The organism is Mesorhizobium sp. C268A (assembly GCF_040324475.1).
Taxonomy (GTDB): domain Bacteria; phylum Pseudomonadota; class Alphaproteobacteria; order Rhizobiales; family Rhizobiaceae; genus Mesorhizobium.
Window position 1 is genome coordinate 5,048,901 of record NZ_JAMYVX010000001.1, and the last position, 19,934, is coordinate 5,068,834.

Annotated in this window: 19 protein-coding genes; 9 read left to right on the forward strand and 10 right to left on the reverse strand. The window is 63.1% G+C overall.

Features of this window, described 5'->3' with window-relative positions:
• Positions 1-10: 10 nt before the first annotated feature.
• From NKL06_RS24655 to NKL06_RS24665, 3 genes are all read left to right on the forward strand, one after another.
• Positions 11-883 (forward strand): cytochrome c1, encoded by an 873-nt coding sequence (locus tag NKL06_RS24655; protein ID WP_023670029.1) that lies wholly within the window; start codon positions 11-13, stop codon positions 881-883.
• Between the two features lie 186 nt (positions 884-1,069).
• Positions 1,070-2,215 carry an alpha-hydroxy acid oxidase gene (locus tag NKL06_RS24660; protein ID WP_023691587.1) on the forward strand — a complete coding sequence of 382 codons (1,146 nt, stop codon included), beginning with the start codon at positions 1,070-1,072 and terminating at the stop codon, positions 2,213-2,215.
• Between the two features lie 9 nt (positions 2,216-2,224).
• Positions 2,225-2,770: an adenine phosphoribosyltransferase gene (locus NKL06_RS24665; RefSeq protein WP_013529989.1), complete on the forward strand. Its 546-nt coding sequence runs from the start codon at positions 2,225-2,227 to the stop codon at positions 2,768-2,770.
• Between the two features lie 181 nt (positions 2,771-2,951).
• On the opposite strand, the gene NKL06_RS24670 is transcribed toward NKL06_RS24665, so the two are convergent.
• The 7 genes from NKL06_RS24670 to NKL06_RS24700 form a co-directional block, all read right to left on the reverse strand.
• The gene (locus NKL06_RS24670) at positions 2,952-3,416 is read right to left on the reverse strand and encodes a MaoC family dehydratase (protein ID WP_023691586.1); all 465 of its coding nucleotides are present in this window, start codon (positions 3,414-3,416) and stop codon (positions 2,952-2,954) included.
• Complete coding sequence (locus NKL06_RS24675) at positions 3,413-3,874, reverse strand: MaoC family dehydratase (RefSeq protein ID WP_023670033.1); 462 nt, start codon at positions 3,872-3,874, stop codon at positions 3,413-3,415. Before NKL06_RS24675 ends, NKL06_RS24670 begins: the two co-directional genes overlap by 4 nt.
• 78 nt (positions 3,875-3,952) lie before the next feature.
• Positions 3,953-4,927, reverse strand: coding sequence for a magnesium/cobalt transporter CorA (gene corA / locus NKL06_RS24680; protein WP_023691585.1), 975 nt, complete (start codon positions 4,925-4,927; stop codon positions 3,953-3,955).
• A 211-nt stretch (positions 4,928-5,138) separates the two neighbouring features.
• Positions 5,139-6,242 carry a redox-regulated ATPase YchF gene (gene ychF, locus NKL06_RS24685; RefSeq protein ID WP_023691584.1) on the reverse strand — a complete coding sequence of 368 codons (1,104 nt, stop codon included), beginning with the start codon at positions 6,240-6,242 and terminating at the stop codon, positions 5,139-5,141.
• A 95-nt stretch (positions 6,243-6,337) separates the two neighbouring features.
• A complete protein-coding gene (pth, locus tag NKL06_RS24690) occupies positions 6,338-7,078 on the reverse strand; it encodes an aminoacyl-tRNA hydrolase (protein WP_023691583.1) in 741 nt (246 codons plus the stop codon).
• 21 nt (positions 7,079-7,099) lie between these two features.
• Positions 7,100-7,744, reverse strand: coding sequence for a 50S ribosomal protein L25/general stress protein Ctc (locus NKL06_RS24695; protein ID WP_023683704.1), 645 nt, complete (start codon positions 7,742-7,744; stop codon positions 7,100-7,102).
• A gap of 263 nt (positions 7,745-8,007) precedes the next feature.
• Complete coding sequence (locus NKL06_RS24700) at positions 8,008-9,294, reverse strand: ROK family transcriptional regulator (protein ID WP_023691582.1); 1,287 nt, start codon at positions 9,292-9,294, stop codon at positions 8,008-8,010.
• Positions 9,295-9,481: 187 nt separating this feature from the next.
• Between NKL06_RS24700 and NKL06_RS24705 the strand changes: the two genes are divergently transcribed.
• The 4 genes from NKL06_RS24705 (at position 9,482) to NKL06_RS24720 (ending at position 15,017) form a co-directional block, all read left to right on the forward strand.
• Positions 9,482-12,043, forward strand: a complete 2,562-nt coding sequence (locus NKL06_RS24705; protein WP_023691581.1) for an ATP-binding cassette domain-containing protein — start codon at positions 9,482-9,484, stop codon at positions 12,041-12,043.
• Positions 12,040-13,029, forward strand: coding sequence for an ABC transporter permease (locus NKL06_RS24710; protein ID WP_023691580.1), 990 nt, complete (start codon positions 12,040-12,042; stop codon positions 13,027-13,029). Before NKL06_RS24705 ends, NKL06_RS24710 begins: the two co-directional genes overlap by 4 nt.
• A 46-nt stretch (positions 13,030-13,075) precedes the next feature.
• The gene (locus tag NKL06_RS24715) at positions 13,076-14,077 is read left to right on the forward strand and encodes a rhamnose ABC transporter substrate-binding protein (RefSeq protein WP_031198263.1); all 1,002 of its coding nucleotides are present in this window, start codon (positions 13,076-13,078) and stop codon (positions 14,075-14,077) included.
• A 178-nt stretch (positions 14,078-14,255) separates the two neighbouring features.
• Positions 14,256-15,017, forward strand: a complete 762-nt coding sequence (locus NKL06_RS24720) for a glutamine amidotransferase (protein ID WP_023691578.1) — start codon at positions 14,256-14,258, stop codon at positions 15,015-15,017.
• A gap of 22 nt (positions 15,018-15,039) precedes the next feature.
• On the opposite strand, the gene NKL06_RS24725 is transcribed toward NKL06_RS24720, so the two are convergent.
• The gene (locus NKL06_RS24725; RefSeq protein ID WP_023670043.1) at positions 15,040-15,471 is read right to left on the reverse strand and encodes a MarR family winged helix-turn-helix transcriptional regulator; all 432 of its coding nucleotides are present in this window, start codon (positions 15,469-15,471) and stop codon (positions 15,040-15,042) included.
• Between the two features lie 148 nt (positions 15,472-15,619).
• Here NKL06_RS24725 and NKL06_RS24730 point away from each other — a divergent pair, with 148 nt between their 5' ends.
• Positions 15,620-16,462 carry an alpha/beta fold hydrolase gene (locus tag NKL06_RS24730; RefSeq protein WP_155927111.1) on the forward strand — a complete coding sequence of 281 codons (843 nt, stop codon included), beginning with the start codon at positions 15,620-15,622 and terminating at the stop codon, positions 16,460-16,462.
• A gap of 99 nt (positions 16,463-16,561) precedes the next feature.
• On the opposite strand, the gene NKL06_RS24735 is transcribed toward NKL06_RS24730, so the two are convergent.
• Together NKL06_RS24735 and NKL06_RS24740 are read right to left on the reverse strand one after the other, a co-directional pair.
• Entirely contained in the window at positions 16,562-17,476 is a 915-nt protein-coding gene (locus tag NKL06_RS24735; protein ID WP_023691576.1) for an alpha/beta fold hydrolase, read from the reverse strand.
• Between the two features lie 140 nt (positions 17,477-17,616).
• Complete coding sequence (locus tag NKL06_RS24740) at positions 17,617-18,858, reverse strand: MFS transporter (RefSeq protein WP_023691575.1); 1,242 nt, start codon at positions 18,856-18,858, stop codon at positions 17,617-17,619.
• Between the two features lie 202 nt (positions 18,859-19,060).
• On the opposite strand from NKL06_RS24740, the gene NKL06_RS24745 reads away from it, so the two are divergent.
• Positions 19,061-19,933: an AraC family transcriptional regulator gene (locus tag NKL06_RS24745; protein ID WP_023691574.1), complete on the forward strand. Its 873-nt coding sequence runs from the start codon at positions 19,061-19,063 to the stop codon at positions 19,931-19,933.
• Position 19,934 lies beyond the last annotated feature (1 nt).

The following is a 19,934-nucleotide window of genomic DNA, read 5'->3' on the forward strand; positions in this document are numbered from 1 at the left end:
GGGATTTGGCATGAAAAAGATTCTCACCTCGCTCGCCCTGCTAGGCGTGTTTGCCGCTGGCATCGGAGCCGTCGGCAGTGTGGCGATCGCCGCTGAAGAGGCGCACAACGCGGCGGCACCGACGCATTTCCCGATCCACGAGCCGAAGGAGATGGACTGGACTTTTGCCGGTCCGTTCGGCACCTACGACAAGGCGCAGCTGCAGCGTGGCTTGAAGGTCTACAAGGAAGTCTGCTCGGCCTGCCACTCGATGAATTTGGTGGCGTTCCGCACGCTAGAGGACCTCGGCTATTCGGAAGCGCAGATCAAGTCGCTGTCGGCTGAGTACACCATCCATGATGGACCCAACGATGCCGGCGACATGTTCGACCGCCCGGGCAAGCCGTCCGACCATTTCCCGGCGCCGTTCGCCAATGAGGAGGCGGCTGCCGCTTCCAACGGCGGCGCTGCCCCACCGGATATGTCGCTGCTGGCCAAGGCGCGCGGCGTCGAGCGCGGCTTCCCGCGCTTCGTCTTCGACATCTTCACGCAATATGCGCAGGGCGGCCCGGACTACATCCATTCGCTGCTGACCGGCTACGACGAGACGCCACCTGCCGGCATGGTGATCCCCGAAGGCACCCACTACAATCCATACTTCATGTCCGGCGTGTCGCTGAAGATGCCCAAGCCGCTCTCCGACGGCCAGGTCACCTACGATGACGGTTCGCCGCAGACGATCGACCAGTATTCGCGCGACGTCTCGGCGTTCCTGATGTGGGCGGCCGAGCCGCATATGGAAGACCGCAAGAAGACCGGCTTCCGCGTTCTGGTGTTTCTGCTTCTGTTCGGCGCGCTGATGTATCTGACCAAGCGCAAGGTGTGGGAAGGCGTGGCGCACTAAGCCGCATCTTATTCCTCGGAAATGGAAAGGGCGTCTTCGGACGCCCTTTTTGCTTGCCAAACCGGGCATGGTTCGCATCTTGGCGCAGCAGCCGTCCAGTAAGAAGTCCGTTGGCACGGCGCCATGCGATTGGTATTGCACGCGCGCCCGGCGGATCGCCGGCTAAAGGGGCATTTGGGATCGATGATGCGGCTACGCGACTGTCACAACTTTTCCGATTTCCGGCGCATGGCCCAGCAGCGGTTGCCGGGGCCAATCTTCAACTACATCGATGGCGCGGCCGACGACGAGGTCACCTACCGCCGCAACACCGAGAGCTTCGAGCGCTGCGACCTCGTTCCCAACGTGCTGCGCGGGGTAAGCGAGATCGACATGTCGGTGACGGTGATGGGCCAGAAGCTGGCCATGCCCGTCTATTGCTCGCCGACCGCCTTGCAGCGGCTGTTCCATCATCAAGGCGAGCGCGCGGTGGCCAAGGCTTCGGCCAAATTCGGCACGATGTTCGGCGTGTCCTCGCTCGGCACTGTCAGTCTTGAGGAAGCGCGCAAGATCAGCAGCAGCCCGCAGGTCTACCAGTTCTATTTCCACCGGGATCGCGGCCTCAACCGGGCGATGATGCAGCGGGCGAAAGCGGTTGGAGTCGAAGTGATGATGCTGACCGTCGACAGCATCACCGGAGGCAACCGCGAGCGCGACAAGCGCACCGGCTTTGCCATCCCCTTCAAGCTCAACCTTGCCGGCATGCTGCAGTTCGCGCTGAAGCCGGGCTGGGCGATCAACTATTTCACCCATGAGGGGTTCAAGCTGCCGCAGCTCGACGAGCATGTCGACATGGGCGGCGGCACGATGTCGATCAGCCGCTACTTCACCGAGATGCTCGATCCGTCGATGACCTGGGACGATGTTGCCGAGATGGTCAGACTGTGGGGAGGTCCGTTCTGTCTCAAGGGCGTCATGTCGGTGGAGGATGCCAAGCGCGCCGTCGAGATCGGCTGCAGCGGCATTGTGCTGTCCAACCATGGCGGCCGGCAGCTGGACGGCTCGCGGGCGGCGTTCGACCAACTGGCCGAGATCGTCGATGCCGTCGGCGACAGAATAGACGTCATCATGGATGGCGGCGTGCAGCGCGGCACCCATGTGCTGAAGGCGCTGTCGCTCGGCGCCAAGGCTGTTGGCGTCGGCCGCTACTATCTGTTCCCCTTGGCGGCGGCCGGACAGCCGGGCGTCGAGCGGGCGCTGGAGCAGATGCGGGTCGAGATCGAGCGCGGCATGAAGCTGATGGGCTGCAGTTCGATCGAACAATTGTCGCGCAACAACCTCCGTTTCAGGTAATCTCGACCCATGAAATCCTCGCTCGAAGACACGCTGCTCGCCGCGATCCGCACCATTCCGGACTACCCCAAGCCCGGCATCCTGTTTCGCGACATCACCACTTTGCTCGGCAATGCGCGCGCCTTCCGCCGCGCCATCGACGAGCTGGTGCATCCCTATGCCGGGCAGAAGATCGACAAGATCGCCGGCATCGAGGCACGCGGCTTCATCCTCGGCGGTGCGGTCGCGCACCAGCTTTCGGCCGGTTTCGTGCCGATCCGGAAGAAGGGCAAGCTGCCTTACGAGACGGTACGCGTCGCCTACAGCCTGGAGTACGGGCTGGACGAGATGGAGATGCACAAGGACGGCGTTGCGCCGGGCGAGAAGGTGATCCTGGTTGACGACCTGATAGCGACCGGCGGCACGGCGGAGGCGGCGGTCAAGCTGCTAAGGCAGATCGGCGCCGATATTCTTGCCGCGTGCTTCGTCATCGACCTGCCGGATCTCGGCGGACGGGCGAAGCTCGAAGCGCTGGGCGTGCCGGTGCGGACGTTGATCGGGTTTGAGGGGCATTAGGGAGTAGGGAGTAGGGAGTAGGGAGTAGTGAATAGTGCATAGTGAATAGTGAATAGTGAATAGTGAATAGTGAATGTCAGCGTTCAATGACAGGCGCTAGGCTTGCTCACACACTCTGATATTGAATACTCACTACTCGCTACTCGCTACTCGCTACTCACTACTCACTACTCACTACTCACTACCCAGCCTTCACCAGCACCGCGCTGTCGAACTCCAGCACCTTGTCGCCCGTAGAATCGAATCCTTCCGAGCGCAGCGCGAGCAGCCGCCAGCCGGGGCGGGTGGCGAGCGGGCGGTGGGACAGGGCCGTGCGCATGAAGGTGACGGTTTCTCCGGCATAGACCGGCTTTGGCCATTTCAGGCTCCTGAAGCCGGGCGAGGGGCCGAATTCTGGTTCCGGGCCGGGTCCGGTCCATTGAGAAGCGTCCATAGGATTTTTGAGATTGAGCTTCATCCAGGTGGCCGCGGTGTGCCAGCCTGAGGCGCAGAGGCGGCCGAACACGCTTTTCTTCGCCGCCTCCTCGTCGACATGAAAGACCTGTGGATCGTATTTGCAGGCGAACGCCTTGATCGCCTCGGTTTCGAATGTGTGCGAACCGAGGTTGATGGTATCGCCGATGCGGAAGAACGCGTCGAGGCTCATGCGCCGGCCTCGCGGGTCAAGAACATGACAGTGTTCTCAAGTTCGAAGACGCTTTCACCGCGCTGGTTGAACAGTTCGCTGCGCAAGGTGACGAGGCCGAGCTGAGGCCTGGATTTCGACAGGCGCCTGGCAAGCACGCTGGTGCTGCCGGCCAGTGTGTCGCCGGCCAGCACCGGCTTCTTCCATTTGACCTGGTCGATGCCGGGCGCGCCTTGCGCGGTCGAGTCGAGCAGGAAGGCGTCGCACAGCATGCGCATGAAGATCGCGCAGGTGTGCCAGCCGGAGGCGGCCAAGCCGCCAAGGATGCTGGCCTTGCCGGCGGCTTCGTCGAGATGCATCGGCTGCGGGTCGAATTCGGTGGCGAATTCGATGATTTCGGCCGCACTCACCTGCTTGGCGCCGAGGTCGATCGATGCGCCCTCGGTGAAATCCTCGTAGGCCCAGCTTTTTGCGGTCATGATCCCAATCCGGTTGTACGATTACCGGGCATCCGGATGCCGTCCGGGCGGCGTTTGGTCAAGCGAATTCTATTGGGCCTACAACCAGCCGCGGCGGCGGAAATACCAGAACGGCAGGATCGCCGACAGGATCATCAGGCCGATGGCGAAGGGATAGCCGAGTTCCCATTTCAGCTCCGGGATGACGTCGAAATTCATGCCGTAGATCGAAGCTACCAGCGTCGGCGGCAGGAAGATGACGGCGGCGACCGAGAAGATCTTGATTATGGCGTTCTGCTCGATCGAGATCATGCCGAGCGTCGCGTCGAGCAGGAACGAGATCTTCTGCGACAGGAAGGTGGCGTGGTCGGCGAGCGACAGCACGTCGCGCGATACTGTCTTGATGCGGGCGCGGACGTCCTTGCTCATCTTGATCTGGGTCGCGACATGGGCAAGGAAGCCGGTGAGGCGCTGCAGCGAGATAAGGCTGTCGCGGATCGAGGAGGCAATGTCCTCCTTGCGGCCGATGGCCTTGAGCAGTTCCTGGAAGTCGCGATTGCGCTTGTTCACCTTGGTCGACCGCGCTTCGAAGATATCGCGCGAGATCGTCTCGATGTCACGGCCGGCGCGTTCGAGAATATCGGCCAGCCGGTCGACGATCGCCTCCAGCAGGCCGATCAGGATGGTGTTGCCGGTGGTGCAGCCGGTCGCCACCTTCTCGGCGCGCAGCGGAAAGGTCTTGAACGCCTTCGGCTCATGATAGCGGATGGTGACCAGTCTCGGGCCGGCAAGCACAAAGGTAACCGGTGACATCAAGGGATCATCGATTTCGGTCTGCGCTGGCAAGGTGGCGGTCATGAAGTAGGCGCCGTCCTCGATGTAGAGGCGGCTCGAAATCTCGATCTCCTCCATCTCCTCGCGCGTCGGGATGGCAACGCCGAGCCAGGTCTCGATCGCTGTTTCTTCTTCCTTGGTCGGGTTGAGAAGGTCGGCCCAGACGACGTGATCGCCATTGGCCATGAGATCGTCGGCGGGGCGCAGGCGGTCATTGTCGACGACGAAGGCCTTGATCATCGCCGCTCTCCATTGGTTGAGCCCAAGAGGTTCCGTTCGATAGCGATGGGTCTTGCACGCGCGGCAGTTCCCACGGCCACGGCCAGTCGGATGCAGAGGGCCTTAGACCCGGTGCCAAGGGCAGTCAAGCGAAGCGGCAGGCTGGCTCCTCCACTTGACGCAGCTGTGATCGGCCGCGGTCAGCGCGCGAGCCGCGAGATGCCTCGGCGTCTCAGGTGTTGAACTTGAACAGCAGGACGTCGCCGTCCTGGACGACATATTCCTTGCCTTCGTCGCGCGCCTTGCCGGCTTCCTTGGCCGCTACTTCGCCGCCCAGTGTGATGTAGTCGTTGTAGGCGATGGTCTGGGCGCGGATGAAGCCGCGCTCGAAATCGGTGTGGATGACGCCGGCCGCCTGCGGGGCCCTGTCGCCCTTGTGGATCGTCCAGGCGCGCGTCTCCTTCGGCCCGGCGGTGAAATAGGTGATGAGATGCAACAGATCGTAGCCGGCGCGGATGACCTTGTTGAGGCCAGGCTCGTCGAGGCCGAGCGAGGACAGGAACTCCATCTCTTCCTCGTCGGAGAGCTGGGCGACTTCGGCCTCGATCGCGGCCGAGATCACCACGGTGCCGGCGCCTTGCGCGGTCGCCATCTTTTCCACGGCTTTGGTGTGCTCGTTGCCGGTGGCGGCGTCGGCTTCGGCGACGTTGCATACATAGAGCACGGGGTGCGAGGTCAAGAGGTTCAGTCCCTGCAGGATGCGCAGGTCTTCCGCTGAAATGCCGTTGAGCAGGATGCGGGTCGGCTTGCCGGCCTGGAGGAGCTCGAGTGCGGCCTCCATCATCGGCAGCACGGTGGTTGCTTCCTTGTCCTTGCTGCCAGCGCGCTTGCGGATCTGCACGATGCGGCGCTCGAGGCTGTCGAGGTCGGCGAGCATCAGCTCGGTCTCGACCGTATCGGCGTCGGCGACAGGGTCGATCTTGCCCTCGACATGGGTGATGTCGTCATCCTCGAAACAGCGCAGCACATGCACGATGGCGTCGACCTCACGGATGTTGGCGAGGAACTGGTTGCCCAGCCCTTCGCCCTTGGAGGCGCCGCGCACCAGGCCGGCGATGTCGACGAAGGAGATGCGGGTCGGGATGATCTCCTTAGACTTGGCGATTGCGGCGATCTTCTGCAGCCGCGGATCAGGCACCGCCACCTCGCCGGTGTTCGGTTCGATGGTGCAGAACGGATAGTTGGCGGCCTGCGCCGCCGCCGTCCTGGTCAACGCGTTGAAAAGCGTCGACTTGCCGACGTTGGGCAAGCCAACGATGCCGCATTTGAAACCCATGTGTCCGGTCCTATCGGGAAACTAGAAATTTGATGAGGGCTATGGGCGATAGGGGTGAGCAACGTCAAGCCCCGCAGTCCCGATCCTATCGACGCTCAGTCCTTCTTGCCGAACAGTTTCTTCAGCATGGCGGCCATAGGGCCGCTTTCCGGCAGCTTGGCCGGCGCCTGCTGTGGCCGTGCCTGGCGGATGTGGCTTTGAGCCTTTGGACCTTCAGCCTTCGGCGCCTTGGGCGGCGGCCGGTCGTCGTCGCTGGTCGGCACCAGCTTGTCACGCAGGGCCAGAGTAATGCGGTTCATGAAGGAACTGTCGTCGCCCTTGGCCAGCAGCCCGGCATCGTCGGCGATGGTGTCGAGCAGCACGTCCAGCCACTCGCGATCGGCCTTGGCGAAGTCGCCGAGAACATGGCCATGCACCATTTCCCGGACGCCGGGGTGTCCGACGCCGATGCGCACGCGGCGAAAATTCTTGCCGACATGCTGGTCGAGCGAGCGGATGCCGTTGTGGCCGCCGGCGCCGCCGCCGACTTTGACCCGCAATTTGCCGGCCGGCAGGTCGATCTCGTCGTAGAAGACGGTCAGCGCCTCGGGGCCGAGCTTGTAGAAGCGCAAGGCTTCGCCGATCGGCTGTCCCGACAGGTTCATGAAGGTCTGCGGCTTGATCAGGAGAATCTTTTCGCCGGCAATCGTGCCTTCGGCGATCAGGCCCTGGAACTTCTTCGACCAAGGCGAAAACGAATGGCGGCGGGCAATTGCGTCCGCCGCCATGAAGCCGACATTGTGCCGGTTATCAGCGTATTTCGCGCCCGGATTGCCGAGGCCTGCAAAGACAAGCATCGTGAACTCCGGGCCCGAAAATTACTTCTCTTCGGCAGCAGGAGCCGCCGCTTCGGGGGCTGCCGCTTCCGTCGTCTCTTCCGTCTCCGGCTTCATCGCCGAGGAGCCGGCAATGGTCGCGATGGTGAAGTCGCGATCGGAGATCACCGGCTTGACGCCGGCCGGCAAGGTAACCGCCGAGATGTGGATCGAATCGCCAATGTCGGCGCCGGTGAGATCGACGGTGATGAATTCCGGGATCGCATTGGCCGGGCAGTGGAACTCGACTTCATGACGCACGATGTTGAGCACGCCGCCGCGTTTGATGCCGGGCGACTTGTCTTCATTGATGAAGTGGACAGGCACGTCGACGTTGACCTCGGTGTCCTTGCCGATGCGCAGGAAGTCGACATGGACCGGGAAATCCTTGACCGGGTCAAGCTGGAAATCCTTGGGCAGAACCTGGATTTTCTTGCCGTCGACATCGATCGTGGCGATCGTGGTCAAAAACCCGCCGCCATGGATTTTGTAGAAGACGTCCTTATAGTTCAGCGCAATCGCCAGGGGAGGCTGTCTGTCGCCGTAGATAACTGCAGGCACTTTACCGTTGCGGCGAACTGCACGGGCGGACCCCTTACCGACCTGTTCGCGCGCTTCGGCCTTGAGCTCGTAAGTATCGTGGCTCATGGCATTTCCTTTCGCGTTTTATGGAGCGTTTGCGGTGGCAGTGTGCCTGGACCGTAAACGTCGAAAGCCGCCAGGCCTGGATGTCCGAATGCCAGAAACCGCATACGCGGAGCTTTGTTCGGGATCACAAGGGAAGGCAGCCTTCCGCCGCGTTGCCTCCAAGGGTGTCTACGCGGGTGGCGGCTCTATAGCGGAAGGCGGGCAGGCGTGCAAGCCATGGCGGGCAAGGGTGGCCGATGCCTGCGTTGGGCGCCGCATTGCGCTCAGGCCGGCAGGTCGGTGGGCGGATTTGATCCGTTTCCCTTGGCGCCACCGAGCGTGGACAGAGCGCTCAGCAGTTTCGTCCGGTCCTTGCCGATCATGAGCACGCCGCTGTCGGGCGCCAGCAGCGCCGAGAACGGCAGCATGGCGGCGCCGATCGAGGACGCTTCGGGGCCGAATTGCCCCGGCACGATCTCCGGCGCCACGATGCCGATGGCGCTGGCCTGGTTGAACTGGGCCTGCACCCTTGCCAGCAGTTCGAGATGGATCGGCCTGGGCAGGATCGAGTCGAGAACGATGGCCTCGATATCGATGATGGAGGTGATGGCGATGATCGCCTCGACCAGCGCGCTCGCGCAATCGTCGATCCATTCGAACAAGGGCGCGCGCGCCTCGGGCGGCAACGGATCGAGCTCTCGCACGCGGTTGATCACCACGCCGCGCGACCTCAGGTGATTGACCAGCACATAGATCGAGGCGCGATGCAGCAGGCTCTGGTAGCGCGCAGGCTTCGCCGCCACCGAATCGAGGCTTGAGGGCGAGACCGGCAAGGGTCCGAGGGCAGCGCTGTTGCCATGCGGCCCGGTATGGACCCTGCCGCCTTGCACCAGGCCGCCGCCGACAAAAGTGTCGATCGAGATGTGCATGAAATCGCGGAAGCGGGCGCCGGCGCCCTGGACAAGTTCGGCCAGCGCCGCCGACGTGGCGTCGTTTTCCACGAACACCGGCGTCTTCGCCGGCGTGGCAAAGCATGTCGTCAGGTCGATCGCCTCCCAGGGGCTGCCGAGATCGTCGGGAAAGCCGAGTTCCTCGCTCCAGCCGCCGAGGAAATAGGGTGAGGCAATGCCGACGCCGACGATGCTGGCATCGCCAAGCCCATCCACCAGCTTTTCGAAGGTGGCCAGCGCCATGTTGCCGGCCTTCAGCACCAGATCAGGATCGGGGAAGCGGTATTCGTGCGACTCTCTTGCGCGGATTTCACCGGCGAAGTCGACCAGAACGGCTTCAAGCGCACGCCGGCCGATCTTGATGCCGACGCTGTAGATGCGTTCCGGTGTCAGCCGGTAAAGCGTGGAGGGCGATCCGCGTTGCCCGAACCTTTTTCCCACTTGCTTTACGAATCCGGATGATTCCAAGCCGTCGACGATGGCAGCGACGGCCGCCGGCGTCAGGCTGGCCGCGCGCGCCAGATCGGACTTGGAGGCTTCCTTGAGGCGACGGATGGCGTCGAGCACGAAACGCTCGTTGTAGTGGCGAACTTTGACAGAATTGCTGCCTTTCCCTGACAAAACCCGCGTCTCCTCAAATGTCGCCGTTCTTACCGCAAGAGGCCGAAACCACCTTCGGCCGAAGCATCCTGCGATGCCTGTGCGAGAGGCGACAGTGCGCGTCGGAACCATGGAAGTCAATTTTGCCGTTGCGCCTTTGCGCTATTTAATATAGCAAATTGAAAAAATAACTAGTCAGGGAGGAGACGTGCTGCACTCGGGCACACAAAGCGAAGCCGACGCTGCGGTGGTGCGGGCTGTTCCTGTTGCCCTGGTTCAGGCGACGAAGGCTTTCGGCGGCACGATTGCGCTCAAGGACGCCTCCTTCGAATTGCGCTCCGGCGAGGTGCTGGCGCTGCTTGGCGAAAACGGCGCCGGGAAGAGCACCTGCGTGAAGCTTCTGGCCGGTGTGCATTCTCCCACCAGCGGTCATGTCGAGGTTGACGGCAAATCAGCCGTCTTCCATTCGCCGCATGACGCGCAGGCGGCCGGCATTGCGGTCATGCACCAGCATCCTGGCTTGTTTCCCGATCTGTCGGTGGCGGAGAACATCTATCTCGGCCACATGCCGCGCGACCGCATTGGCGGCATCGACAATGCCGCCATGCTGGCCGGCGCGCGCAAGGTGCTGGCGACCGTCGGGCTCGACGTGCCGGCGGCAACGCGGCTGGGAACCCTGCGTACCTCAGAACAGCAACTGGTCGAAATAGCCCGGGCGCTATCGCTGGATGCGTGCGTGCTGATCATGGACGAACCGACGGCGGCGCTGTCGCAGCGCGAGGTCGAGCGGCTGTTTTCCGTCGTTGCCGATCTCAGGCTGCACGGCGTGGCGATGATGTTCGTCGGCCACCGTATGGACGAGATCTTCCGCATCGCCGACCGCATCGCGGTGCTGCGCGACGGGCGCCTGATCGGCGTCAAGCCGAAGGCCGAGCTTGGCCGTGCTGCCGCCATCAGCATGATGGTCGGGCGTGAAGTCACCGACCTCTATCCCGAACGGCGCCATGCCTCAGGCGCGCTGGTGCTGGAGGCGAAGGGACTTTCGCGCGCCGGCGGGTTTGCCGGTATCGACCTCAAGCTTCACGCCGGCGAGGTGCTGGGGCTTGGCGGCCTGGTCGGCAGCGGACGCACCGAGATTGCGCGCGTGCTGTTCGGTATCGACCGGCCCGACGCCGGCGAAATCCTGATCGACGGCAAGCCCGTGCAGTTCGCCTCGGCGCGCGACGCCATGGATGCGCGCATCGCCTATGTGTCGGAAGATCGCATGGGCCAGAGCCTGGTGATGGATTTCTCCATCCTCGACAATGCGGTGCTACCTGTTCTCGACAAGGCCGCACAACGCGGTCTCTACGGCACCGACCGCGCCATCGGTCTGGTGGCGGACTGGCTGAAGCGCATGAAGCTGCGCTTTTCCGGCTACGGGCAGCCGGTGAAAGAGTTATCCGGCGGCAACCAGCAGAAGGTGGTGCTGGCCAAATGGCTGCGCACCGAGCCGCGCGTGCTCATCCTCGACGAGCCGACGCAAGGCATCGATGTCGGTACCAAGGCGGAAGTGCATGCAATGATCGCTGACCTTGCCGCGCAAGGCATGGCGATCCTGCTGATCTCGTCAGAGATGCCCGAGCTGATCGGCATGTGCGACCGCATTGTCGTGCTGCGCGAAGGCCGCCAGACTGCCGAGTTTTCGCGCGGGCAAGCCACGCAGGAAAAGGTACTGGAATCGGCGACCAGGACCGATGAACGTGCCGGCCAGGCAGCGCAGATAGAACGCGCCGCCGAGGAGGAAAAGGCAAAAGGACCGTTCGATTTTCTGAAGCGGCGGGAATTCGGCCTGCTTGCGGCGATGCTCGCCGTCGCCATTCCGGTCACCATCATCAACTCGCGCATGGTGAGCGCGGCGAACCTCACCGCTGTGTCGATGGACGCGGCCTTGCTGATTGTCGCCGCACTGGCGCAGATGCTGGTGCTGATCACCCGCAACATCGACCTGTCGATCGCAGCTGTGATCGGCCTCTCCGCCTATATGGCGGCCAGCATGGTTCAGGCCTATCCCGGACTGGACATCGGCATCGGCCTGATCACCGCCTGCGCCGTCGGCGGCTTTGCCGGACTGCTCAACGGCCTTGTCGTTACCAGGGGAAAGATCCCGGCCATCGTCGTTACGCTGGCTTCGATGTCGATCTTCCGCGGTTTCAACTCGATCTGGGCGGCGGGCGACCAGGTCAGCGCCGACGAAGTCACGCAAGCCTGGCTCGACATGACCGGGCTGAAGATCGCAGGCGTGCCGCTGATCGTCATCATCGCTATTGTCATCCTGTGCGCCGGCTATGTGCTGCTCTATCGCACCGCAACCGGGCGCGAGCTGTTTGCCACCGGTTCCAACCCGGACGGCGCAAGGCTGATCGGCATTCCGGTCGACCGGCGCATCCTGCTGGCCTTCGGCATGGCCGGCCTGCTAGGCGGCCTGTGCGGCGCCCTGTGGGCTTCGCGCTACGCCACCATCGATGCCCGCGTCGCGCTCGGCTTCGAACTCACGGTGATCGCCTCTGCGGTGGTCGGCGGCGTCGCCATCCGCGGCGGCTCGGGCACGCTGCTCGGCATCATCCTTGGCGCGCTCACGCTCTTGGTCATCAAGAACGGGCTGACGCTGGTGCGTGTCGACCCGCTCTGGCTGCAGGGCGTCTATGGCCTGGTGATCCTGGTTGCCATCGGCATCGACACCTTCATCGCGCGGCGTGCCGAACAGGCAAGACAGGCGAGGGCGAGATGAAAAAGTTTATCCGCTCGATCGACTTCTGGGATCTGCTGCTGGCGACCGCCTGCCTCGCTGTCTTCGTCTATGCGGCGGTCTTCGTGCCGAATTTCGTTTCCGGCTTTAACCTTTCTCAGCTGGCGGCGAGCGCCTCGGAAAAGGCGTTGCTGATCCTGCCGATGACGCTGCTCATCATCACCCGCGAGATCGACCTGTCGATCGCCTCGGTGCTGGCGCTGACATCCGTGGTGTTTGGCCTGCTCGTCCAGGGCGGCGTGCCGACGCTGGCGGCCATTCCGCTGACGCTGGTCTTCGGCGGCCTGCTCGGCGCCTTCAATGGCTATCTGGTTTCAGGGCTGGGGCTGCAGTCGCTGGTGGTGACGCTCGGCACCATGGCGCTCTATCGGGGCATTGGCTACATCCTGCTCGGCACCGGTTCGGTCAACATATTGCCGCCGGCGGTCGTCGATTTCGGCATCAGCAATCTGCCGGGCACACAAATCCCGTGGACCATCGTGCCGTTCCTGCTGCTGGCGCCGATCTTCGCGGTGGTGCTGCAGAAGACGCCGACCGGCAAGCGCATCTATGCGCTCGGCGGCAGCCCCGAAGTGGCGCGTTATTCCGGCATCGATACGCGCAAAATGGTGCTGAAGCTGTTCGTCGTTTCGGGCATGGTCGCAGCCATCGCCGGCATCGTCTACACCGCGCGCCTCTCCAACGCCCGCGCCAACAATGCGCTCGGCATGGAGCTCGATGTCATCACCATCGTGCTGCTCGGCGGCGTCAGCGTCTTCGGTGGTAAGGGGCGGCTCACGGGGGTCATGCTGGCGCTGCTGTTGATCGCCATCATCCGAAATGTGCTGGCGCTCAACCAGATCGGCGGCGACGCTCAAGGCATGATCATCGGCCTGCTTCTGATCGGCTCGCTGCTGGTCGGCAATTACTGGCGCTCCCTGGAGGAGCGGCTGTCAAGATCGCGCGTCCTGCGCGAAACCAAGGGGTGATCTCGGGCCCCTTTCTTCAAGCCCGAATTCTGACGGAGGAGACACAATGAAAGCGTTTAGAATAGCCCTGCTCGCATCCGCGGTTCTGCTTGCGCCGGCCTCGCTGGCCTACAGCCAGGAATGCGCCAAGGAACCGGTGACCGTCGGCTTCCTGCCCAAGCTCGACACCGATCCCTACTTCAAGGTGGCTTTCGGCGGCGCCGAAGAGGCTGCGAAGGAAATTGGCGGCACCGCCACCCAGGTCGCCCCGTCGCAGGCGACGGCCGAGGCACAGCTCGAATTCATCAACAGCCTTGTGTCGCAGAAGGTCGGCGTCATCGCTATCGCCGGCAACGACGCCAATGCCGTTGCGCCTGCGCTGAAGCGCGCCGTTCAGCAAGGCGTCCGGGTGATCTCGTACGATTCCGACGTCGCGGCCGATGCGCGCGCGGTGTTCGTGAACCAGGTGAAGGGCGACAGTCTGGCCGAAATGATGCTGGAAAGCGCATTCAACCTCAGCGGCGGCGAAGGCGAGTTCGCCATCCTGTCGTCGACGCCGACGGCGACCAACCAGAACGCCTGGATCGACTTCATGAAGGCGAAGATGGCGGCAGAGCCGAAATACGCCAAGATGAAACTGGTGCAGGTCGCCTATGGCGAGGAGAGCGAGCAGGTCAACCAGCAGCAGGCCTTGGCGCTGGTGCAGGCGTTTCCGGATCTCAAGGTGATCATCGTGCCGGCAGGCATAGGCCTTCCGGCGGCCGCGCGCGCACTCGAGGAAGCCGGTATGATCGGCAAGGTCAAGCTGACCGGCCTTGCGCCGGCCACTTTGATTTCGAAATACATCAAGGATGGCGCTGCCCAGGATATCTGGTGGAATGTCACCGATCTCGGCTACCTGACCTATCAGGCGGCCCAGGCGCTGGCGCAGTGCAAGATCACCGGCAAGGAAGGTGAGAAGTTCACGGCAGGCAGGCTCGGCGAGTACACGATCGGCGCCAGCGGTGAACTGATCCTCGGCCCGGCCAAGATCGTGACGCCGGAAAACCTGGCCGAGTTCAAGTTCTAGAGCGTTTCACCGTTTCACGGAAACGGCGAACCGCTCTATCCCTTTGTTTTACGCAATTCCGGACGGAAAACCGGTCACACTTTTCCTGGAATTGCTCTAAGCCTCCCAAGGCGTTGCGGGCGCCGGTTCGAGCCGGCGCTCGCCTTTCAATCCTCAGTCGAACAGTGCGAGGGCGACGATGAAACTCTTGCTGGCAGGCGAGACCTTCGCGGCGACGACCTCGGTCGCCGCCGGCGGCGATGTGCTGACGAGTGCGACGTGGGTAAACGGCGCGACGGCCTTCAATGCCGCACTTGCCGCAGAGGGCATAGCGGTGACGCAGATCGGTGGCGATCGCTGCGCGGCCGAATTTCCGTATGACCTCGACGCGCTGGCCGAATACCAGGCGGTGGTGATCTCCGATGTCGGCGCGCTGACCTTGCTGGTCACGCCGGAGGCCCGCGCCGGGCGCATCGGCGTCAACCGCCTCGACGTCCTCAAGGCCTATGTCGAAGGCGGCGGCGGGCTGATGCTGGCCGGCGGCTATATGGGGTTCCAGGGCATGTTCGGCACGGCGCGTTTCCACGACACCCCGGTCGAGGACGTGCTGCCCGTGCGCTGCCTGCCATTCTCGGACGGGCTGGAAGTGCCGCAAGGCCTGCAGCCGTCGATCCTTCAGGCGTCGCATCCAATCCTTGCCGGTGTCGCGGGCCCGTTGCCGCCGATCCTCGGCATGAACAAACTCGATTTCAGGCGCGATGGCTCGTCCCAGCTGCTGGCGACCTGCCATTATCGTGGCACGGACTGGCCGCTGCTTGCTGCTCGCAGCGTTGGCCACGGCCGCACTGTCGCCTGGGCGACGGATATCGGCCCGCACTGGCTGTCGCAGGACTTTCTCGGCTGGCCGCTCTACGGCAAGCTGATGGGCAACGTCGTGCGCTGGCTGGCCGGCAAGGATTAAGCCTGGCGTGTTTGTAGGGCAGCTAGTCCGGCTTGCTGCTCAACGCTTCGCGCAGCGCCTGGATCCGCCGATTCAAGGCATCGAGATCAGCCATCGTCATGCCCGAGCGTTCGATCAGGGTTTCGTTGAGGCAGTTGCACTGGACGAGCAGCGCGCGGCCGGCAGGCGTCAGGTCGACCTGCACTTGGCGCTCGTCCGTCTGGCTGCGCTGGCGGGTGACGAGACCGGCCTGTTCCATGCGCTTCACCAGCGGCGTGATGGTGCTCGATTCCAAAGCGAGCCTGTGCGCAATCGAGCCGACCGACATCCCGCCGGCTTCGGCAAGTGCGTTCAGCACGAGATATTGCGGATAGGTGATGCCCATCTCGTCCAGCATGGGCTTGTAGGTGCGATTGATTGCCATGCTGGTGGCGTAAAGCGTGAAGCAGAGCTGGTTGTCCAACGGGAGAGGCACGAGGCATTCCTTTGCCGACTGAGCACATCAATATGTACCACGAAAAATGATATCGCTACATATTTTCTGTAGACAAGGATTTGGACCTGCGCTAGTCGTATGGTTATCGCGATATTGATTATCGCGGAAGCAATCAATGGAGAGCGAGATGACCAAGCCCGGCAGCAGCACGATCACCACCAAGGACGGCACCGAAATTTTCTACAAGGATTGGGGAACGGGACAACCCATCGTCTTCCATCACGGCTGGCCGCTGAGCAGCGACGACTGGGACGCCCAGATGCTGTTCTTCCTGTCCAAGGGCTATCGCGTCATTGCCCATGACCGGCGCGGCCATGGCCGCTCCACCCAGACCGATACCGGCAACGAGATGGACACCTACGCCGCTGATGTCGCGGAGCTTGCGGCGCATCTCGACCTCAAGGACGCGATCCATGTCGGCCATTCCACCGGTGGCGGCGAAGTGGCCCGCTATGTCGCGAAGTACGGTTCCGGTGGCCGTGTCGCCAAGGCCGCACTGCTCGGCGCGGTGCCGCCGATCATGCTGAAGACGGCGGCCAATCCCGGCGGCCTGCCGATCGAGGTTTTCGACGGTTTCCGCTCCGCCCAGGCAGGCAACCGCGCCCAGTTTTTCCACGATGTTGCGGCCGGCCCGTTCTACGGCTTCAACCGCCCCGGCGCCCAGGTGTCGCAGGCTGTCGTCGAGAATTGGTGGCGCCAGGGCATGATGGGCGGCACCAAGGCGCATTATGATTGCATCAAGGCGTTCTCGGAAACCGACTTCACCGACGATCTGAAGGCCATCGACGTGCCGGTGCTGGTGATGCATGGCGACGACGACCAGATCGTTCCGATCGCCGACTCCGCGCTGCTGGCTGTCAAGCTGCTCAAAAAGGGCGAGCTCAAGGTCTACAAGGGCTTCCCGCACGGCATGGCGACGACCCATGCCGATGTCATCAATGCCGACCTCCTGGCCTTCTTCAAGGCGTAGAACCGTTCAGTTGAATAGACATCGTCCAGTCGGATAAGCAAGGCACCCGCCGCCGGGCGGGTGCCTTTGCTTTCATCGAAATGTCAGCGAGGCGGTGCCTTATTTATCGAGAAAACCAGTGATCAGCTTGACGGTCGCGTCGGGATTTTCCTCCATGATCCAGTGACCGGAGTCGGGCACGATGCCGCTCGTGACATCGGTCGCCACAAGCCGCAGGAGATCGGCCTGCGTGGTGCCGGCGGATTTTTCACCGCCGACAGCCAGCACCGGCATGGTCAGTTTGCCGCCGGCGGCAAGCATCGCCTGGTTGTCAATCGCGTCCTGGTCAAACGCCTTGAACTGCTCGAAAGCGTCATGCATCGCATGCGGGCGGGCATAGAGCTTGGCGTAGTGCCTGCGCGTGGCCTCGTCGATCTTCTTGGGGTCTGCCGACAATTCGTTGTAGAAGCGATCGAGATAGATGCGCTCGCGCCCTGCGACCAGCCGCTCCATATCCGGGCCGCGGAAGTTGAAGTGCCAAAGCAGCGGGCTTTGCTTGATCTTTTCCCAATCGCCGATGCCGGGCAGCGGCGCATCGATGATGACCCATTTGGTGATGCGCTTGGGATATTGCGCGGCAAGCGCATAGCCGACCATGTTGCCGATGTCGTGGGTGACGAGATCTGCCTTGTCGATCTTCAGGGCATCCAACACGCCGGCGATGTCGACGGCCTGGTTCTTCTTGGCGTAGCCCGCTTCCGGGTGGGCCGACAGACCCATGCCGCGCAGGTCCGGCACGATGACGGTGTGGTCCTTTGCGAGGGCGATGGCCGCGGCGCCCCACATGTCTCCGGTATCGGCAAAGCCGTGCAGCAGCACGACGGCGGGACCCTTGCCGCCAACGCGCACATAGAGTTTGGTGCCGTTGGTTTCGACGGACTGCGTCTTGAAACCCGGCGGAAAGGGAACGATGCGTGCCGTCGCCGGCAAGGTAACAAGAAGCACACCCAATACGGCCAATACGATCTTGCGCATGTCATCCCCAGAGACGTCGAAGGCCCCAAGCCTTCGTTGATGACTATCTCTAGCAGGCTTTTCAACCAGCGCATGCTGAAAGAATCACAGAGGGCGCAGCAATGCCGCGCCCTGCGTCAAATCCGCAAAATCGACCGGTTTTATCTGGCCGCCGCTTGCGCCTTCCTGGCTTCCTTCATGTTGGGCAGGAACACCGTCAGCAGGCCGAGCAGCGGCAGATACGAGCAGATCTGGAAGACGAAATCGATGCCCTTCATGTCGGCGACGACGCCGAGCACTGCGGCTGCAATGCCGCCCATGCCGAAGGCGAAGCCGAAGAAGATCCCGGCGATGGTGCCGACACGTCCCGGCACCAACTCCTGCGCAAACACGACGATGTTGGAGAAGGCCGAGGACAGGATCAGGCCGATCAGCACCGTCAGCACCATCGTCCATTCGAAATTGGCGTAGGGCAGCGCCAGCGTGAACGGCAGCACGCCGACGATCGAGAACCAGATCATCGCCTTCTGGCCGTAGCGGTCGCCGAACGGTCCGCCGAGCAGGATGCCCAGCGCCGAGGCGCCGAGGAACAGGAACAGCATGACCTGGCTCATCTGCACCGACACGCCGAACTTATGGATGGAATAGAAGGTGTAGTAGCTGGAGAGCGAGGCGATGTAGGCATTCTTGGTCAGCACCAGCAGCGTCAGGACGATGAGCGCACCCATGACCTTCTTGCGCGGGAAGGGCGAGACGAAACTCGCCGCCTTGCAATTGCCCTGCGCGGCGCGCATCCGGCTGTACCAGCCGCCGACCCGCGACAAAACGATGATGCCGATCAGAGACCCGACGGCGAACCATGAAATGCTGGTCTGGCCGAAGGGCACAACGATGAAGGCAGCGAGCAGCGGCCCCATCGCCTGGCCGAAATTGCCGCCGACCTGGAACAAAGATTGCGCCAGGCCAAAGCGGCCGCCGGAGGCAAAGCGGGCAATGCGCGAGGATTCCGGATGGAAGATCGCCGAGCCGATTCCGATCAGCGAGGCGCCGACCAGAAGCAGCGCATAGTGGCCGGCATAGGCCAGAACGATCAGGCCAATCAGCGAGGACGCCATGCCGTAGGGCAGCGAATAGGGCATTGGCCGCTTGTCGGTGATCATGCCGATGACCGGCTGCAGCAGCGACGCCGTGACCTGGAAGGTGAAGGTCAGAAGACCGATCTGCCAGAAATCGAGACCGTAATTCTCTTTCAGCAGCGGATAGATCGCCGGCAGCAGCGATTGCATGATGTCGTTGATGCCGTGGCAAAAGCTCACCGCCAGAATGACGGTGAAGGCGGTCGCCTGGGCTGAAGGGAGGCTGGCGCTTGGCTGCGGTGCAATGCTGGTGGCTGTATCGGTCAAGGCAGGCTCCGAGGTCTTTTGGCGGGTGTTTGCCCGCGGGCAGGCTTGGCGGCCGCTCCCGCGGACCGCCTTAAGGACGCTCGTCTGAAGCGCTTGGGCGACGCCCCTGCGGAGCGCCTTGGGGATGGCTGCCTTATAAGCCGCTTGCGAGGCGACTTCTTTCGTGGTTTGGTCCAATAGTTTCGCAAGTGGGCCATAGCCGATGCCACATCGCAGGGATATCTTCCGCGCCGGCAATGCCGATCTCGGCCGATTGCACGAAAGCCGCTGGCAGTGGCTGGAGGAGGTTTCCGGGCCGGCGGTGGCTTTGCCGACCGAATATCCCGACGGCTACCACGTTCCGCAACACCGCCACAGCCGCAGCCAGCTGCTGCATGCGCTGGTCGGTGTCGTGCTGGTGACGACCAGGTACGGGCGCTGGATGGTGCCACCCGACCACGCAATGTGGATACCGGCCGGCACCGAGCATTCCGTCGAAATGCTGGGCGATGTCTCGATGCGCTCGGTCTATGTCATGCCGGGCGCGATCCCAGGCCTGCCGGAAGGCTTGCGTGTCGTCGGCGTCACCGAGCTGATGCACAGCCTGATCGTAGAATCGGAAAAGCTGCCGCAAGGTGGCGAACTGGAAGGCCGCGGCGGGCTGATCATGAACCTGTTGCTGCACGAGATCCCGACCTTGCCGGAACGGCCGCTCGGGCTGCCGTTCCCGTCCGACCCGAAGCTGGCGGCGCTCTGCCGACGCTTTGTCGCGGCACCTTCGCCGCACGCCACGATCGACGAGTGGGCGGATGCCGCAGGCATGAGCCGCCGTTCGTTCACCCGCGCCTTCCAGCGCCAGACCGGACTGTCCTTGTCGACTTGGCGCCAGCAGGCCTGCCTGTTTGCGGCCCTGCCCAGGCTCGCCGATGGCGAGCCGATTACCAGGGTGGCGCTCGACCTCGGTTATGACAGCGTGCCGGCATTCATAACCATGTTCAAGCGCATGCTCGGGGCCTCGCCGCGCGGCTATATGCGCGGCGCGCGCGGCGAAGGCATGCGACGGGCTCAGCCCCGACTTGAGGCCCCGGCGCCGTAGC

What these genes read in the sequence shown, in the direction of transcription:
- corA (WP_023691585.1), bottom strand. Translation starts at nt 4,927, where the DNA reads ATGATCAAGGCCTTCGTCGTCGACAATGACCGCCTGCGCCCCGCCGAC.
- NKL06_RS24730 (WP_155927111.1), top strand. Translation starts at nt 15,620, where the DNA reads ATGACCAAGCCCGGCAGCAGCACGATCACCACCAAGGACGGCACCGAA.
- ychF (WP_023691584.1), bottom strand. Translation starts at nt 6,242, where the DNA reads ATGGGTTTCAAATGCGGCATCGTTGGCTTGCCCAACGTCGGCAAGTCG.
- pth (WP_023691583.1), bottom strand. Translation starts at nt 7,078, where the DNA reads ATGCTTGTCTTTGCAGGCCTCGGCAATCCGGGCGCGAAATACGCTGAT.
- NKL06_RS24695 (WP_023683704.1), bottom strand. Translation starts at nt 7,744, where the DNA reads ATGAGCCACGATACTTACGAGCTCAAGGCCGAAGCGCGCGAACAGGTC.
- NKL06_RS24720 (WP_023691578.1), top strand. Translation starts at nt 14,256, where the DNA reads ATGAAACTCTTGCTGGCAGGCGAGACCTTCGCGGCGACGACCTCGGTC.
- NKL06_RS24660 (WP_023691587.1), top strand. Translation starts at nt 1,070, where the DNA reads ATGCGGCTACGCGACTGTCACAACTTTTCCGATTTCCGGCGCATGGCC.
- NKL06_RS24715 (WP_031198263.1), top strand. Translation starts at nt 13,076, where the DNA reads ATGAAAGCGTTTAGAATAGCCCTGCTCGCATCCGCGGTTCTGCTTGCG.
- NKL06_RS24745 (WP_023691574.1), top strand. Translation starts at nt 19,061, where the DNA reads ATGCCACATCGCAGGGATATCTTCCGCGCCGGCAATGCCGATCTCGGC.
- NKL06_RS24675 (WP_023670033.1), bottom strand. Translation starts at nt 3,874, where the DNA reads ATGACCGCAAAAAGCTGGGCCTACGAGGATTTCACCGAGGGCGCATCG.
- NKL06_RS24655 (WP_023670029.1), top strand. Translation starts at nt 11, where the DNA reads ATGAAAAAGATTCTCACCTCGCTCGCCCTGCTAGGCGTGTTTGCCGCT.
- NKL06_RS24665 (WP_013529989.1), top strand. Translation starts at nt 2,225, where the DNA reads ATGAAATCCTCGCTCGAAGACACGCTGCTCGCCGCGATCCGCACCATT.
- NKL06_RS24670 (WP_023691586.1), bottom strand. Translation starts at nt 3,416, where the DNA reads ATGAGCCTCGACGCGTTCTTCCGCATCGGCGATACCATCAACCTCGGT.
- NKL06_RS24735 (WP_023691576.1), bottom strand. Translation starts at nt 17,476, where the DNA reads ATGCGCAAGATCGTATTGGCCGTATTGGGTGTGCTTCTTGTTACCTTG.
- NKL06_RS24710 (WP_023691580.1), top strand. Translation starts at nt 12,040, where the DNA reads ATGAAAAAGTTTATCCGCTCGATCGACTTCTGGGATCTGCTGCTGGCG.